We start from the raw sequence: 13,944 nt of genomic DNA on the forward strand, positions 1-13,944 counted from the left end.
CCTCTGCGGCAACCGCCCTCAGGCGGTGTCCAGCAGGGCGCCCATCCATTCCTCGATCCCGGCGACCGTGCGCGGCAGCGCCCCCGACATCAGGCGCGCCCCGTCCGCGGTGATCACCAGGTCGTCCTCGATGCGGACCCCGATGCCCCGGAGTTCCGCCGGGAGGGTCTCGTCGTCCGGCTGGAGGTAGAGGCCCGGTTCCACCGTCAGGACCTGGCCCTCCTCCAGGACGCCGTCCAGGTAGGTCTCCGCCCGCGCCTTGGCGCAGTCGTGCACGTCCAGGCCCAGCATGTGCCCGCTGCTGCACAGGGTGTAGCGCCGGTGCAGGTCGCCCTCCGCGTCCTTGAGGACGCCCCAGTCCGCGAGCCCCTCCGCGATCACCCGCATGCCGGCCCGGTGGAAGTCCCCGAAGCTCGCCCCGGGACGCAGCGCCGCGATGCCCGCCTCCTGGGCGGCCAGGACCAGCTCGTAGACCTGCCGCTGGACGGGGGAGAAGCGGCCCGACAGCGGGAGGGTGCGGGTGATGTCGGCGGTGTAGAGGGTGTCGGTCTCCACGCCGGCGTCGAGCAGGAGGAGCTCGTCACCGTTCAGCCGGCCGTCGTTGCGGATCCAGTGCAGGACGCAGGCGTGGGCGCCCGACGCCGCGATCGTCTCGTAGCCGACGCCGTTGCCCTCGGCCCGTGCGCGCAGGCCGAAGACCCCTTCGAGCCAGCGTTCCCCGCGCGGATGGGCCAGGGCGCGCGGCAGGGCCCGTACGACGTCCTCGAACCCAGCCGTCGTGTGGTCGACGGCCAGCTGGAGCTGCTCGACCTCCCACGCGTCCTTCACCAGGCGCAGCTCCGACAGCGCGGAGGCGAGCTCGGCGTCGTGGGCCGCGTCGCGGCCCGCCGGGGTGCCGAGGGCGTCCAGGTGTGCGCAGCGGATGCCGGTGAGGCGCTCGGCCTCCGCCAGGTCGGGGCGCCGGCCCACCCAGAACTCCCCGTAGCGCCGGTCCCGGAAGAACTCCCCGGTGCCCTCGGCCCGAGGTGAGCGCGGCCGCAGGTACAGCACCGCCTCGTGGGCGTGCGGGCCCGAGGGCTCCATGACCAGGACGTGGCCCGCCTGGTCCTCGCCCGTGAGGCCCGTCAGCCAGGCGTACGCGCTGTGGGGGCGGAAACGGTAGTCGCAGTCGTTGGAGCGGACCTTCAGCTCCCCGGCCGGGATGATCAGCCGCTCGCCGGGGAAGCGGGCGGAGAGCCGCGCGCGGCGGGCCGGGGTGACGGCGTGCCCCGGGACGCGGGCCGAGTCGGGCAGGGGCGAGGCGGCCCAGTTGCCCGCCATGAATCGGGACAACTCCGGGGATACCGGTCGATCGTGACTACCCGTGTTGAGGCGGGCGCTGGTGTCGGTCACGAGGCTCCTTCAAGAAAGATGCGAACTGGTGGGCGCACAGGTCTTGTCAGTGCAATTTCACATTACTATGTTACAGCTCACATCGCGGCACGTTAACTCCCGTCAAACGCCGTGTGAAGCAGGCCAGTTGACGCAGACCCGTCGACCCTGCGCAGTTCACGCACCACCCCCCACCTCAGCCTCTCCCTTCAGGAGTTCCGGTGCTCAAGCACAGAGCTGTGCGCTCTTCCCTTCTCGCCTCCGCCGTTGCCGTGACCCTCCTCGCCACCGCCGGACAGGCCACGACGCAGGCCGCCGAGACCGCCGCCCCGCCCGCCTTCACCGGAGTGCAGGCCGCCCAGGCCGCCCCGGCCCCCGGACCCACCGGGAACCCCTTCGACGAGGTCGACCACCTCGCCAACCCGAAGGACAACGCCCCGGCGCCCGCCCCCGCACCCGGCGGCCAGGCCATCAACGGACAGGTCCCCGGCGCGTCGACGGCCGCCGCCGACACCGTGTCCCAGCAGGGCGTCGAGAAGACCAGCAAGGCCGTCCAGGCGGCCCCGGTCGCGCGGAGCGTCGCGGCGGGCGTCCCCTGCACCCTCGACGGGATCAAGAACCTCACCCCGGAGCAGTTCGCGGACTTCCTCGCCGACCAGGCCGTCACCGCCGACGGCTGCCTGCGCGGACTCATCTGGACCTGGGACGCCCGGCTGGCGCCCGTGATGTCCGACGCGCACGTCCAGGCCGTCTCCCGCCGGATATCCGGCCTGGCCGCCGCGCACGACGGCCGCAACTCCTCCCACCTGGAGGAGATGTTCACCTACCTGCACGCGGTCGCCTACCACGACCACTCGCGCTCCGAGATCGACGTCACCGACGCCCCGACCGTGGACGCCATGCGCCGGGCGATCGCCGACTTCGGCAACGCGGCCCGCACCTTCGACGTCACGCCGTCCAACGCCCGTACGCTGCGCGAGGCCCTGTACGCCGGCAGCGCCCCGGGCCTGCGCCACCACCAGCTCGGCCTCATCAAGAAGGTCCTCGCGACCATGGACGCGGCCCACCCCGCCACCCACCACGACACCGCCTGGGCGGGCGCCGCGCTGGCCGCGCTCTCGGTCAACTACCTCGGTGTCTACCCGGGCAACCAGGACGCTGCCTTCCACGCCGCGGCCGGCGCCGACCCCTCGTACCGCGCCACCTTCAAGGCCTTCGCGACCTACACCCACCTCAAGGGCACGTCCAACGCCTGGCTGGTGCGCGACGCGATGTCGGAGTACGGCCGCTTCGGCCAGATCGACGGCCTCAAGGACCAGACGGTCACCGACCTCGGCGGCCTGCTGGAGACCGCCAAGACCAACTTCGGCAACGGCAGCGAGCCGTGGGCCTCGGTCGTCTCCTGGCTCAACGTCTACGACGCCTGCAAGCCGTACGGGGTGTGCAAGGAGGACATCGAGAAGATGCTCTTCCCGAACACCTACGCCTACGACAACGGCGCCATCAAGGTGCGAACGGCGCTGGACCGGGCCACCGTCGACCAGCTGTACTACGCGAGCAAGCAGGTCAAGGCGCAGTACCACCGCGTGCTCGGTACCGAGCAGCCGCTCGCCGGAGACCCCAACACCACGCTGAACATCGTGCTGTACGCCTCCCGCGCCGACTACGTGACCTACCAGACCATGCTGACGGGCTACGGCACCAACAACGGCGGCATGTACATCGAGAACGGCGCCACCTTCTACACCTACCAGCGGCGCGTCCCGCAGGACTCCTCCCTCACCCTCGAGGAGCTCTTCCGTCACGAGTACACGCACTACCTCAACGGCCGCTTCGCGGTCCCCGGCTTCTTCGGCGAGGGCCCCTGGTACGAGGGCGACCGTACGACGGCCATGGACGAGGGCACGGCCGAGTTCTTCGACGGCGCCACCCGCGACAACGGCATCGCCGTCCGCAAGTCCCTGGTCAAGAGCATCATCAGCGACACGGCCGGCGGCGGCCCGCGCATGAGCGTGGAGCAGCTGCTGAACGCCACCTACGACGGCGACGGCTTCCGCTTCTACGGCTACGCGGGCACCTTCTTCGAATTCCTGTGGACGGAGAAGCCCACCCTCCTGCGCGAGATGTACACCCACCTGCGGAACAACGACGTGCAGGCGTACGACGCCTGGCGCCACCGCATGGGCTCCGACACCTACCTCCAGCGCGACTACGACCGCTTCCTGGACGCGCAGATCGCCAAGGTCGACCAGCTCTACGTGCCGAACACCACCTTCACCCCCAACGGCCAGCTGCGCGATTCGGCGCTCTCGTCGGTGAAGTCGGCCTTCGCCACGGCCACGTACAACACCCCGGACTGCGTGGAGAACGGTGACCCCGGCAAGCGCCGCTTCACCTGTACCGGACGCATCACCGCGAACCTGAAGAACTGGCGCAGCGACGACCAGAACTTCAAGGACGTGTCGGAGACGGTCGACTACTTCATCCTCGACCGGGCGGGCGCGGCCTCCAACAACCTCGCCGACATGAACTGTTCCTTCGGTCAGCTGGAGATCTGGTCCAACAAGGTCGCCGGCACCACGAGTTACAGCTGTGAGGGCCCCCTCCGCAGCTGATGGGCTCCGGGCCGGTCCCGCACCTGAGGAGGGTGCGGGACCGGTCTGGGCAGGCACTAAAGAATGTGACATATTACTGTCGTGCTCAACAGACACTCCCTGGACGCCGTGATCATCGGCGCCGGCGTCGTCGGTGCGGCGTGCGCGTACTACGCGGCCCGCGCCGGCCTGCGCGTGGCCGTGGTCGACCGCGGTCCCGTCGCGGGCGGGACCACCGGCGCCGGCGAAGGCAACCTGCTCGTCTCCGACAAGGCGGCCGGACCGGAACTCGACCTCGCCCTGCTGTCCACCCGGCTGTGGACCGAACTCGCGGCGGTCCTCCCGCGCGAGATCGAGTACGAGCCCAAGGGCGGACTGGTCGTCGCCCCCGACGAGACCACGCTGAAGGCCCTGCGGAGCTTCGCGGACGGCCAGCGCGCGGTCGGCGTCGACGCGGTCGAGGTGGCGGCCGACGGCCTGCACGACCTGGAGCCGCACCTGGCCCCGGGCCTGGCGGGCGGATTCCACTACCCCCAGGACGCCCAGGTCCAGCCCGCCCAGGCGGCGGCCCGGCTGCTGGCCGCGTCCGGCGCCGAGGTGTACCTCGGAGAGGAGGTCACCGGAGTTCTCCTGGACCGCGGTGCCGTACGAGGGGTCAGCACCGCGCGCCGCGAACTCCTGGCCCCGGCCGTGGTGAACGCGGCCGGCACCTGGGGCGGCCACATCGCCTCGCTGGCCGGGGTCACCCTGCCCGTCCTCCCGCGCCGCGGCTTCGTCCTGGTGACCGAGCCGCTGCCGAGGGTGGTCCGGCACAAGGTGTACGCCGCCGACTACATCGCGGACGTGGCGAGCGGCTCGGCCTCGCTCCAGTCCTCGGCCGTGGTCGAGGGCACCCCCTCGGGCCCGGTGCTGATCGGCGCCACCCGGGAGCGGGTGGGCTTCGACCGCACCCTCTCGACCGAGGCCCTGCGCCGTCTGGCCGCCCAGGCGGCGGCGCTCTTCCCCGTCCTGACCGACGTCAAGGTCCTGCGCACCTACCACGGCTTCCGCCCCTACCTCCCCGACCACCTCCCGGCGATCGGCCCGGACGCCCGCCGCCCCGGACTGCTGCACGCCTGCGGCCACGAGGGCGCGGGCATCGGACTGGCCCCCGCCACCGGCCTGCTGATCGCAGCCGCCCTGGCGGGAGCCGAACCCGCCCTGGATGCGCACCCGTTGCGCCCCGACCGATTCGAGGAGGCAGCCCGATGACGGCACACCACCACGGCCGCACTCCCCGCGCGCTGGTCGGCGGCGCCCCGGTGGCCACGTACGAGATCACCTTCGACGGCCGGGACCTGCCCGCGCAGGAGGGCCAGAGCGTCGCCGCCGTCCTGTGGGCCGCCGGGATCCTCGCCTGGCGGACCACCCGCGAGGGCGGCGCCCCGCGCGGCGCGTTCTGCGGGATCGGCAGCTGCTACGACTGCCTCGTCACCGTCAACGGCCGCCCGAACCAGCGCGCCTGCCTGATCCCGGCCCGCGCCGGCGACACCGTCACCACCCAGGAGGGAACCGGCCATGCCGACCTCACCGTCTGAGCCGGGGCACGCGGGCCGCGTGGATCCCGCAGTGTCAGCGCAGCCCGCCGCCGGGCCGGTGCCCGCCGCTGAGCCGATGCCTGCCGCTGCCGCGCAGGAGTCCGCTGCTGCGCAGGAGCCCGGCGCAGCGCCGGAGCCTGCCGCCCCCGCGCAGGAGTCCGTTGCCGCGCCGGAGGCCGCTGCCGGGACGGGCCGTGTGGATCTCGCGATCGTCGGGGCCGGGCCGGCTGGGCTTGCCGCCGCTGTCGCCGCTGCCGGGCTGGGGCTGCGGGTCACGTTGCTCGACGCGGGCGAGCGGCCCGGCGGGCAGTTCTACCGGCACCCCGCCCCGGGGCTGGGCGCGGCCCGTCCCGAGGCCCTGCACCACGGCTGGGGCGAATTCGCGCGTCGGGAAGCCGCCCTGCGTTCCCACATCGCGGCCGGGCGGATCACCTACCTGCCCCTCCACCACGTGTGGACGATCGTCCCGGGCGCGGGCGCGGCCCCCGCGGAGTGGACCCTGCACGCCGTCGCCGGCCCCGAGGAGCGCGCCGCAGCCGTACGGGCCGCGGCCGTGCTCATCGCCACCGGAGCCTACGAGCGCCAGTTGCCCTTCCCCGGCTGGACGCTGCCCGGGGTGATCGGGGCGGGCGGAGCCCAGGCCATGCTCAAGGGCGGGCTCGTCCTGCCGGGCCGACGGGTGGTCGTCGCCGGGAGCGGCCCGCTCCTGCTCGCCGTGGCCGGGTCCCTCGCCGGCGCCGGAGCCACCGTGCCCGCCGTGGTGGAGGCCGCCGCCTACACCGCGTACGCCGGCCAGGTCCCCGCCCTGCTGCGCAACCCGGGCAAGCTCGTCGAGGGGGCCGTCTACGGCGGGGCCCTGGCCAGGCATCACGTCCGGCTCCTGACCCGGCACGCAGTCACCGAGGCGCACGGCACCGACCGGGTCGAGGCCGTCACCGTGGCCCGGCTCGACCGCACCTGGCGCCCGGTGCCCGGCACCTCCCGGCGCATCCCCTGCGACGCCCTCGCCGTCGGCCACGGCCTCGTGCCCCAGCTCGAACTCGCCACCGGACTCGGTTGCGCCACGCGCCGCAGCCCCGACGGCACCGTGGCCCTGGAACTGGACGCCGGGCAGCGCACCACCGTCCCCGGCATCTGGTCCGCGGGGGAGACCGGTGGCATCGGCGGTGCCCAACTCGCGCTGACCGAGGGCGAGATCGCCGCCCACGCGATCGCCGCCCACGCCATCGCCGCGCGCACCGCGCCGCCCGCCCTCCTGCGCCGCCGTGCCCGGCTGCGCGCCTTCGCCGACGCCATGGCCGCCGCCCACCGCCCCGGCGCGGGCTGGACGGGCTGGCTCCGGGACGACGCCGTCGTGTGCCGCTGCGAGGAGGTGCCGGCCGGCCGGATCCGCGAGGCCGCCGGGGAGCTCGGCGCGCGGGACGCCCGCAGCGTCAAACTCCTCACCCGGGCCGGCATGGGCTGGTGCCAGGGCCGGATGTGCGGCCCGGCCGTCGCCGCCCTCGCCGGCGAGGCGACACCCGGGGCAGGCGGCTGCGGGGGCGAGCCCTCCGCCGACCGGCGGCCGCTGTCGTGCCCGGTCCCGCTGCGCCACCTCGCCGAACTTCCCCCGGTCGACCTCTGATCGGGGTGTCCCGGCCCTTGTGGCCGCCCCACACCCACTAGTAAAATGTCACACATCACTCTAGGGAGCCTCACATGACCCACGCGCACACCCCCGCGCCCCGCACCCGCCCCTGGCACGGAATCATGGTCGCCACCGCGCTCCCCCTGCGCGAGGACCTCACCGTCGACTACGACGCCTACGCCGAGCACGTGGCCTGGCTGATCGCCAACGGCTGCGACGGCGTGGTCCCCAACGGCTCCCTCGGGGAGTACCAGACCCTCACCGACGAGGAGCGGGCGCGCGTCGTGCGCACCGCCGTCGAAGCCGCCGGCGACGGCGCCCGCGTCATGCCCGGCGTCGCGGCCTACGGCAGCGCCGAGGCCCGCCGCTGGGCCGAGCAGGCCGCCGAAGCCGGCGCCGGCTCCGTCCTCCTGCTGCCCCCCAACGCCTTCCGGGCCGACGAGGAGACCGTACGCGCCCACTACGCCGAGGTCGCCCGCGCCGGGCTGCCCGTCGTCGCGTACAACAACCCGATCGACACCAAGGTGGACCTGACCCCGGCCCTCCTCGCGCGGCTGCACGCCGACGGCTCCATCGTCGCCGTCAAGGAGTTCAGCGGGGACGTGCGTCGCGCCTACGAGATCGCCGAGCTCGCCCCCGGCCTCGACCTGCTCATCGGAGCCGACGACGTCCTCCTCGAACTCGCCCTCGCGGGCGCCGTCGGCTGGATCGCCGGCTACCCCAACGCCCTGCCGCAGTCCTGCGCGACCCTCTACCGCGCCGCCGTCGCCGGGGACCTCGCCACCGCCCTGCCGCTCTACAAGTCCCTGCACTCCCTGCTGCGCTGGGACTCCAAGACCGAGTTCGTGCAGGCCATCAAGCTCTCCATGGACCTGGCCGGCCGCCCCGGCGGCGCCACCCGGCCGCCGCGCTTCCCGCTCACCGGGGACGTCGAGGCCGCCGTCCGCGCCGCCACCGAGAAGGCCCTCGCCGAGGGCCTCAACTAGCCACTGTCCGGAGGGGACCCCATGCGTACGCGCCACGTCTACCACGCGGTGGACTCGCACACCGAGGGCATGCCGACCCGGGTCATCACCGGGGGCGTCGGGGTGATCCCCGGCGCCACGATGGCCGAGAAGCGGCTCCACTTCATCGAGCACACGGACCACGTCCGGACCCTGCTCATGTACGAGCCGCGCGGGCACTCCGCGATGAGCGGCGCCATCCTGCAGCCCCCCACCCGGCCCGACGCCGACTTCGGCGTCCTCTACATCGAGGTGTCGGGCCTGCTCCCCATGTGCGGGCACGGCACCATCGGGGTCGCCACCGTCCTCGTCGAGACCGGCATGGTGCCCGTCGTCGAGCCCGTCACCACCGTCCGGCTCGACACCCCGGCCGGACTGGTGAGCGTCGACGTCCGGGTCGAGGACGGGGCGGCCACGGCCGTCACCCTCACCAACGTCCCCTCCTTCAGCGTCGGCCTGGACCTCAAGGCCGAGGTCCCCGGCCTGGGCACGGTCACCTACGACCTGGCCTACGGGGGCAACTTCTACGCCTTCGTCGAACTCGACGCCCTCGGCCTGCCCTTCGACCGGGCCCGCAAGGACGACCTGATCGCGGCCGGACTCGCGATCATGGAGGCGATCAACTCCTCCGCCGACCGGCCCGTCCACCCGGAGAACCCCTCCATCGGCGGGGTCAAGCACGTCTACCTCGCCGCCCCCGGCTCGGACGCCCGCCGCTCCCGGCACGCCATGGCCATCCACCCCGGCTGGTTCGACCGTTCGCCCTGCGGGACGGGCACCAGCGCGCGGATGGCCCAGCTGCACGCCCGAGGCCTCCTGGAGCTCGGCACGGACTTCGTCAACGAGTCCTTCATCGGCACGGAGTTCACCGGCCGGCTGATCGGCGAGAGCACCGTCGGCGGGCTCCCGGCCGTGATCCCCACGGTCACGGGGCGGGCCTGGATCACCGGCACGGCCCAGTACTTCCTCGACCCCAGTGACCCCTTCCCCGGAGGATTCCTGTTGTGAGCACCGTCCGCACGGTGGACTACCACGCCGCCGGCGAGCCCTTCCGCATCGTGGACGTCGCCGCGGAGGGGATGCCCCCCGTCCCCGGGGACACCATCGCCGAGCGCTGTGCCACCGCCATCGGCCCCGGTGGATCCGCGACCGCTCCGCGCCGGGGCGTACTGGACGACGTAAGGCGCCTGCTCGTGCAGGAGCCGCGGGGCCACGCCGGGATGTACGGCGGGTTCGTGGTCCCGGCCGACGACGACGGAGCGCACTTCGGCGTGCTGTTCTGGCACAAGGACGGCTACTCCACCGCCTGCGGGCACGGCACCATGGCCCTCGGGGTGTGGGCCGTGGAGAGCGGCCGGGTCGCCGCCCCGGACGACGGGGACGCCCAGGTGCGCATCGACGTACCGTCGGGCCGGGTCACCGCCACCGTCCACCGGGCCGGGGGCCGCACCACCGGGGTCACCTTCCGCAACGTCCCGGCCCGGGTGAGCGCCCGCAAGGTCCCCGTCGCCACCACCCTGGGGCTCGCCGAGGTGGACATCGCGCACGCGGGGGCCTGTTACGCCTCCGTGCGCGCCCGGGACCTCGGCCTGGACGTCTCCCGGGCCGCATTGCCCGACCTGGTGCGGGCCGGGCAGGAGATCCGCGCCGCGCTGGCCACCCACCCCGCCACCTGGCACCCGGGCGGACCGCTGCTGTCCGGGGTCTACGGGGTGATCCTCCACGAGGAGCTGCCCGCCACCCCCTTCGGGCCGCACCAGCGCAACGTCACCGTCTTCGCCGACGGGCAGATCGACCGCTCGCCCTGCGGCTCCGGCACCTCGGCGCGCCTCGCGCTGCTGGCGCAGGACGGGCGGCTCGGACCGGGTGAGGACCTGCTGCACGAGTCGGTCACGGGCACGGTGTTCACCGGCCGGATCCTGGAGGGCGGGGTCACCGAGGTCACCGGCACCGCCTACCGCACCGGTGAGCACGCCTTCGCGGCCGACCCGCACGACCCGCTCGGCACCGGCTTCCTGCTGTGAAGGGGCCCATCGCGGACGGGTTCGCGGACGGTCTGGCGGACCGGCTCCCGCAGTTCGACGCCGCCGCCATGGCCGGGCTCCTGACGCCGGCCGGGGCCGCCGACGCGCTGGCCGCCGCCCTGCTCGGCGGCCTCGACCCGGAGAGCAGCCCGCCGCGCACCATCGTCCCCGTCCCCGAGGGCGAACTGCTGCTGATGCCGGCTGCGTCCGGCGCCTACGCCGGGGTCAAGATCGCCGGGGTGGCGCCCGGCAACCCGGCCCGCGGGCTGCCCCGGATCACCGGCTCCTACCTGCTGCTGGACGGGTCCACCCTGCGCCCGCTGGCCCTGTTCGACGGCGCGGCCCTGACCACCCTGCGCACCCCCGCGGTGTCCGCCCTCGCGCTGCGGCACCTGGCCCCGGCCGGGCGGCCGCTGCGGCTGGTGCTCTTCGGCTCGGGACCGCAGGCGTACGGGCATCTGGAAGCCACCCTCGCCGTACGGGAGTTGGCCGAGGTGGTGGTGGTCGCCCGCAACCCCGAGGGCGCGGACCGGCTCGCCGCGCACGCCCGCTCCCTGGGGCCGGCCGCCCGTACCGGCACCGCGGCGGCGGTGGCCGACGCGGATCTGGTCATCTGCTGCACCACGGCCCGCGAACCGCTCTTCGACGGGCGCCTGGCCGGGCCGGGCTGCACCGTCGTCGCCGTCGGCTCGCACGAGCCGACGGCCCGGGAGACGGACACCGCCCTCGTGCGACGTTCGGCGGTGTACGTGGAGTCGCGTGCGGCGGCCCTGCGCGAGGCGGGTGACCTCCTGGTCCCGGAGGCGGAGGGGGCCATCGGGCCCGGCCACATCACCGGCACCCTCGCCGATCTGGTCGCCGGGCGGATGCCGGCGGGCGGGGCGCAGAGTTGTCCACAGCTCTTCAAGAGCGTGGGCATGGCCTGGGAAGATCTTGCCGTGGCGGTCGCGTTGTTCGAGGCCACAGGGGCACGTGGCACAACGTGACATTGTACGCTGTTCCTCTGCCCATCGCCGGTGTCGGGCGTCTCGGAGGAAATGCAATGGGTGACCTGAAGCAGCACAGTCTCATCAAGGCCCAGGAACGGCTCCGCGACCAGGTCGGCCACGCCCTTCGAGCAGCCCTGATAGCGGGCGAACTGCGGCCCGGGAGCGTCTACTCCGCCCCCGGCCTCGCGGCCGAACTCGGCGTCTCAGCCACTCCGGTGCGCGAGGCCATGCTCGACCTGGCCCGGGAGGGCCTGGTCGAGCCGGTCCGCAACAAGGGATTTCGGATCACGGAGGTCAGCGAGCGCGACCTGGACCAGTACACCGAGCTGCGCACGATGATCGAGGTGCCGACCATCGGCCGGATCACGAAGATCGCCACGGTCGAGCAGCTGGAGGCACTGCGCCCCATCGCCGAGGAGATCGTCACCAGCGCGCGCGAGCACAACCTCATCGGCTATCTGGAGGCGGACCGCCGCTTCCACCTGACGCTGCTCGGCCTCGCGGGCAACGACCGGCTCGTCGAGACGGTCGGCGACCTGCGCAAGCGCTCCCGGCTGTACGGACTGACCGGCCTGGACGAGGCCGGCAAGCTGGTGTCCTCGGCGCAGGAACACATCGAGCTGCTCGACCTGATGCTCAGCGGCGACGCGGCGGCGGCCGAGGCGTGCATGACCCGCCACCTCGGCCACGTCCGTTCCCTCTGGGCCCAGGGCCGCGACGAACCGGTGGGCCGCACCCCGGGCCGCCTCGGTGGCGCCGCCAAGGGCTGAGCCCCTCAAGGCTGACCCCCCTCAAGGGGTGAGCGGTGAGCCCCCTCAAGGGGGTGAGCCCCCGCATTCCCCTCAGGGCCCGGACCTTTTGGTCCGGGCCCAACTCGCTTTCTGAGGCGGGCACTTGGACACGGCTGGATAACGACGGCGCCAACCCCTTGTCAGTGCAATTTCACATTACTATGTTACCGGTCACATCATAGAGCGCGGCCCTTCACTGGAGTGACCCATGACCAAGCGCACCCAACTCGCCCTCGCCACCGCCCTGGTGGCAGCTCTCGCACTCGGCGCCTCGGGCTGCTCCGACACGAAGAAGGGCTCGGCGGGCGCGGGCGCCTCCAACCCCGCGGCGGCCAACGACGGCAAGACCCTCGGCGGCACACCGGTCAAGGGCGGCACCCTCACCGTCCTGTCGAACCAGGACTTCGCCCACCTCGACCCCGCCCGCAACTGGGTCATGCCGGCCATGGACTTCGGCACCCGCCTGCTCTACCGCACGCTCGTCACCTTCAAGGCCGAGCCCGGCAAGGCCGGCAGCGAGCTGGTCCCCGACCTGGCGACCGACCTCGGCACCCCCTCCAACGGCGGCAAGACCTGGACCTTCACCCTCAAGGAGGGCGTGAAGTACGAGGACGGCTCGCCGATCAAGGCCCAGGACGTCAAGTACAACGTCGAGCGCTCCTTCGCCCCCGACCTCACCGGCGGCCCCGACTACGCGGCCCAGTACCTGGCCGGCACCGAGGGCTACAAGGGTCCGCTCCAGGGCCAGCACCTCGACTCGGTGAAGACCCCCGACGACCGCACGATCGTCTTCGAACTCAAGCGGCCCGTCGCCGAGTTCTCCGCGACCGCCACCCTGCCGACCTTCGCGCCCGTGCCGCAGTCCCAGGAGAAGGGCACGCAGTACGACGCCCGCCCGTTCTCCTCGGGCCCGTACAAGATCGAGTCGTACGACCGCGACAAGAAGCTGGTCCTCGTCCGTAACGAGCACTGGGACGCCAAGACCGACACCGTGCGCAAGGCCTACCCGGACAAGTTCGTGGTCGTCATGGGCCTCAAGGGCGGTCAGATCGACGACCGGATCATCGCGAGCGAGGGCGCCGACGCCTCCACCGTCCAGTACATGGACATGCGGCCGGAGAGCGCACCCAAGGTGCTGCCCAAGCCCGACGTGAAGGCGCGGCTGCTCGCCGAGTCCCAGGGCTGTACCGAGATGCTCCACCTGAACAACTCCCGCGCCCCCTTCCACGACCCCAAGGTCCGCGAGGCCATGCAGTACGCCGTCGACAAGGAGGCCGTCGTCACCGCGGGCGGCGGCCCCGCCCTCAACGAGGTGGCCACCGCCTACCTGCCCCCGGCCCTGTCCGGCGGCAAGCAGGCGGACACCCTGAAGATCGCCCCCGCGGGTGACCCGGACAAGGCCAAGGAACTCCTCAAGGCCGCCGGCAAGGACAAGCTCAAGGTCTCCCTCGCCGTCTCCACCGGCGACAAGGGCAAGGCCGAAGCCATCCAGCAGGGCCTGTCCCGCGTGGGCGTCGAGGTCGTCATCGACACCATCGACCCGGGTGCCTACTACGACGTCATCGGGGACCTGTCCACCACCCCGGACATGACCCTCTCCGGCTGGTGCCCCGACTACCCGTCCGGGTCCACCTGGATCCCCTTCGTCTTCGACGGACGCACCATCAAGGAGAAGGGCAACCAGGGCAACAACGCCCAGTTCCGCGACGAGGCCACGATGAAGCGGATCGACGAGATCAACGCCATGGCCGACGCCCGGCAGGCCAACCAGGCCTGGATCGATCTCGACGCCGAGATCATGAAGAAGTCCCCGGCCGTCCCGCTGCTGCTGGAGCGCAAGCCGCTGCTCGTCGGCTCCAACATCGCGGGCGCCTTCGGCCACCCGGTGTGGACCGGCACCATCGACTACGGCACGGTCGGCCTGAAGGACCCGTCGAAGAGCCAGGGCTGAGGAACCGGGACCCCGA

Annotated in this window: 11 protein-coding genes; 10 read left to right on the plus strand and 1 reads right to left on the minus strand. The window is 72.9% G+C overall.

Annotated elements, in window-relative coordinates; genetic code table 11:
- Positions 1 to 18 precede the first annotated feature (18 nt).
- The gene (locus AC07DU_RS19480; RefSeq protein ID WP_479112579.1) at positions 19 to 1,392 is read right to left on the minus strand and encodes an aminopeptidase P family protein; all 1,374 of its coding nucleotides are present in this window, start codon (positions 1,390 to 1,392) and stop codon (positions 19 to 21) included.
- A gap of 200 nt (positions 1,393 to 1,592) precedes the next feature.
- Here AC07DU_RS19480 and AC07DU_RS19485 point away from each other — a divergent pair, with 200 nt between their 5' ends.
- The 10 genes from AC07DU_RS19485 (at position 1,593) to AC07DU_RS19530 (ending at position 13,928) form a co-directional block, all read left to right on the plus strand.
- Positions 1,593 to 3,986: a collagenase gene (locus tag AC07DU_RS19485; RefSeq protein ID WP_479032128.1), complete on the plus strand. Its 2,394-nt coding sequence runs from the start codon at positions 1,593 to 1,595 to the stop codon at positions 3,984 to 3,986.
- 81 nt (positions 3,987 to 4,067) lie between these two features.
- Positions 4,068 to 5,216 (plus strand): NAD(P)/FAD-dependent oxidoreductase, encoded by a 1,149-nt coding sequence (locus AC07DU_RS19490; RefSeq protein WP_479112581.1) that lies wholly within the window; start codon positions 4,068 to 4,070, stop codon positions 5,214 to 5,216.
- Positions 5,213 to 5,542 (plus strand): (2Fe-2S)-binding protein, encoded by a 330-nt coding sequence (locus AC07DU_RS19495; protein WP_360897669.1) that lies wholly within the window; start codon positions 5,213 to 5,215, stop codon positions 5,540 to 5,542. The genes AC07DU_RS19490 and AC07DU_RS19495 overlap by 4 nt, the downstream gene beginning before the upstream one ends.
- 76 nt (positions 5,543 to 5,618) lie before the next feature.
- On the plus strand, positions 5,619 to 7,166 hold the full coding sequence (locus AC07DU_RS19500; protein ID WP_479112675.1) for an FAD/NAD(P)-dependent oxidoreductase: 1,548 nt from the start codon (positions 5,619 to 5,621) through the stop codon (positions 7,164 to 7,166).
- 74 nt (positions 7,167 to 7,240) lie between these two features.
- Positions 7,241 to 8,155: a dihydrodipicolinate synthase family protein gene (locus tag AC07DU_RS19505; protein WP_360897665.1), complete on the plus strand. Its 915-nt coding sequence runs from the start codon at positions 7,241 to 7,243 to the stop codon at positions 8,153 to 8,155.
- A gap of 21 nt (positions 8,156 to 8,176) precedes the next feature.
- Positions 8,177 to 9,181 (plus strand): proline racemase family protein, encoded by a 1,005-nt coding sequence (locus AC07DU_RS19510; protein ID WP_360897663.1) that lies wholly within the window; start codon positions 8,177 to 8,179, stop codon positions 9,179 to 9,181.
- Positions 9,178 to 10,197, plus strand: coding sequence for a proline racemase family protein (locus AC07DU_RS19515; protein ID WP_479112583.1), 1,020 nt, complete (start codon positions 9,178 to 9,180; stop codon positions 10,195 to 10,197). The genes AC07DU_RS19510 and AC07DU_RS19515 overlap by 4 nt, the downstream gene beginning before the upstream one ends.
- Positions 10,198 to 10,265: 68 nt before the next feature.
- The gene (locus AC07DU_RS19520; protein ID WP_479112677.1) at positions 10,266 to 11,183 is read left to right on the plus strand and encodes an ornithine cyclodeaminase family protein; all 918 of its coding nucleotides are present in this window, start codon (positions 10,266 to 10,268) and stop codon (positions 11,181 to 11,183) included.
- 56 nt (positions 11,184 to 11,239) lie between these two features.
- Entirely contained in the window at positions 11,240 to 11,956 is a 717-nt protein-coding gene (locus tag AC07DU_RS19525) for a GntR family transcriptional regulator (RefSeq protein WP_453370407.1), read from the plus strand.
- A 229-nt stretch (positions 11,957 to 12,185) separates the two neighbouring features.
- Complete coding sequence (locus AC07DU_RS19530; protein WP_479112585.1) at positions 12,186 to 13,928, plus strand: ABC transporter substrate-binding protein; 1,743 nt, start codon at positions 12,186 to 12,188, stop codon at positions 13,926 to 13,928.
- The last annotated feature ends 16 nt before the right edge of the window (positions 13,929 to 13,944 follow it).

This window comes from Streptomyces sp. NPDC045695, from assembly GCF_056432025.1.

Excerpts from the sequence above, each read along its gene's own strand:
- AC07DU_RS19510 (WP_360897663.1), top strand. The coding sequence starts at position 8,177 with ATGCGTACGCGCCACGTCTACCACGCGGTGGACTCGCACACCGAGGGC.
- AC07DU_RS19530 (WP_479112585.1), top strand. The coding sequence starts at position 12,186 with ATGACCAAGCGCACCCAACTCGCCCTCGCCACCGCCCTGGTGGCAGCT.
- AC07DU_RS19500 (WP_479112675.1), top strand. The coding sequence starts at position 5,619 with ATGCCTGCCGCTGCCGCGCAGGAGTCCGCTGCTGCGCAGGAGCCCGGC.
- AC07DU_RS19495 (WP_360897669.1), top strand. The coding sequence starts at position 5,213 with ATGACGGCACACCACCACGGCCGCACTCCCCGCGCGCTGGTCGGCGGC.
- AC07DU_RS19525 (WP_453370407.1), top strand. The coding sequence starts at position 11,240 with ATGGGTGACCTGAAGCAGCACAGTCTCATCAAGGCCCAGGAACGGCTC.
- AC07DU_RS19520 (WP_479112677.1), top strand. The coding sequence starts at position 10,266 with ATGGCCGGGCTCCTGACGCCGGCCGGGGCCGCCGACGCGCTGGCCGCC.
- AC07DU_RS19505 (WP_360897665.1), top strand. The coding sequence starts at position 7,241 with ATGACCCACGCGCACACCCCCGCGCCCCGCACCCGCCCCTGGCACGGA.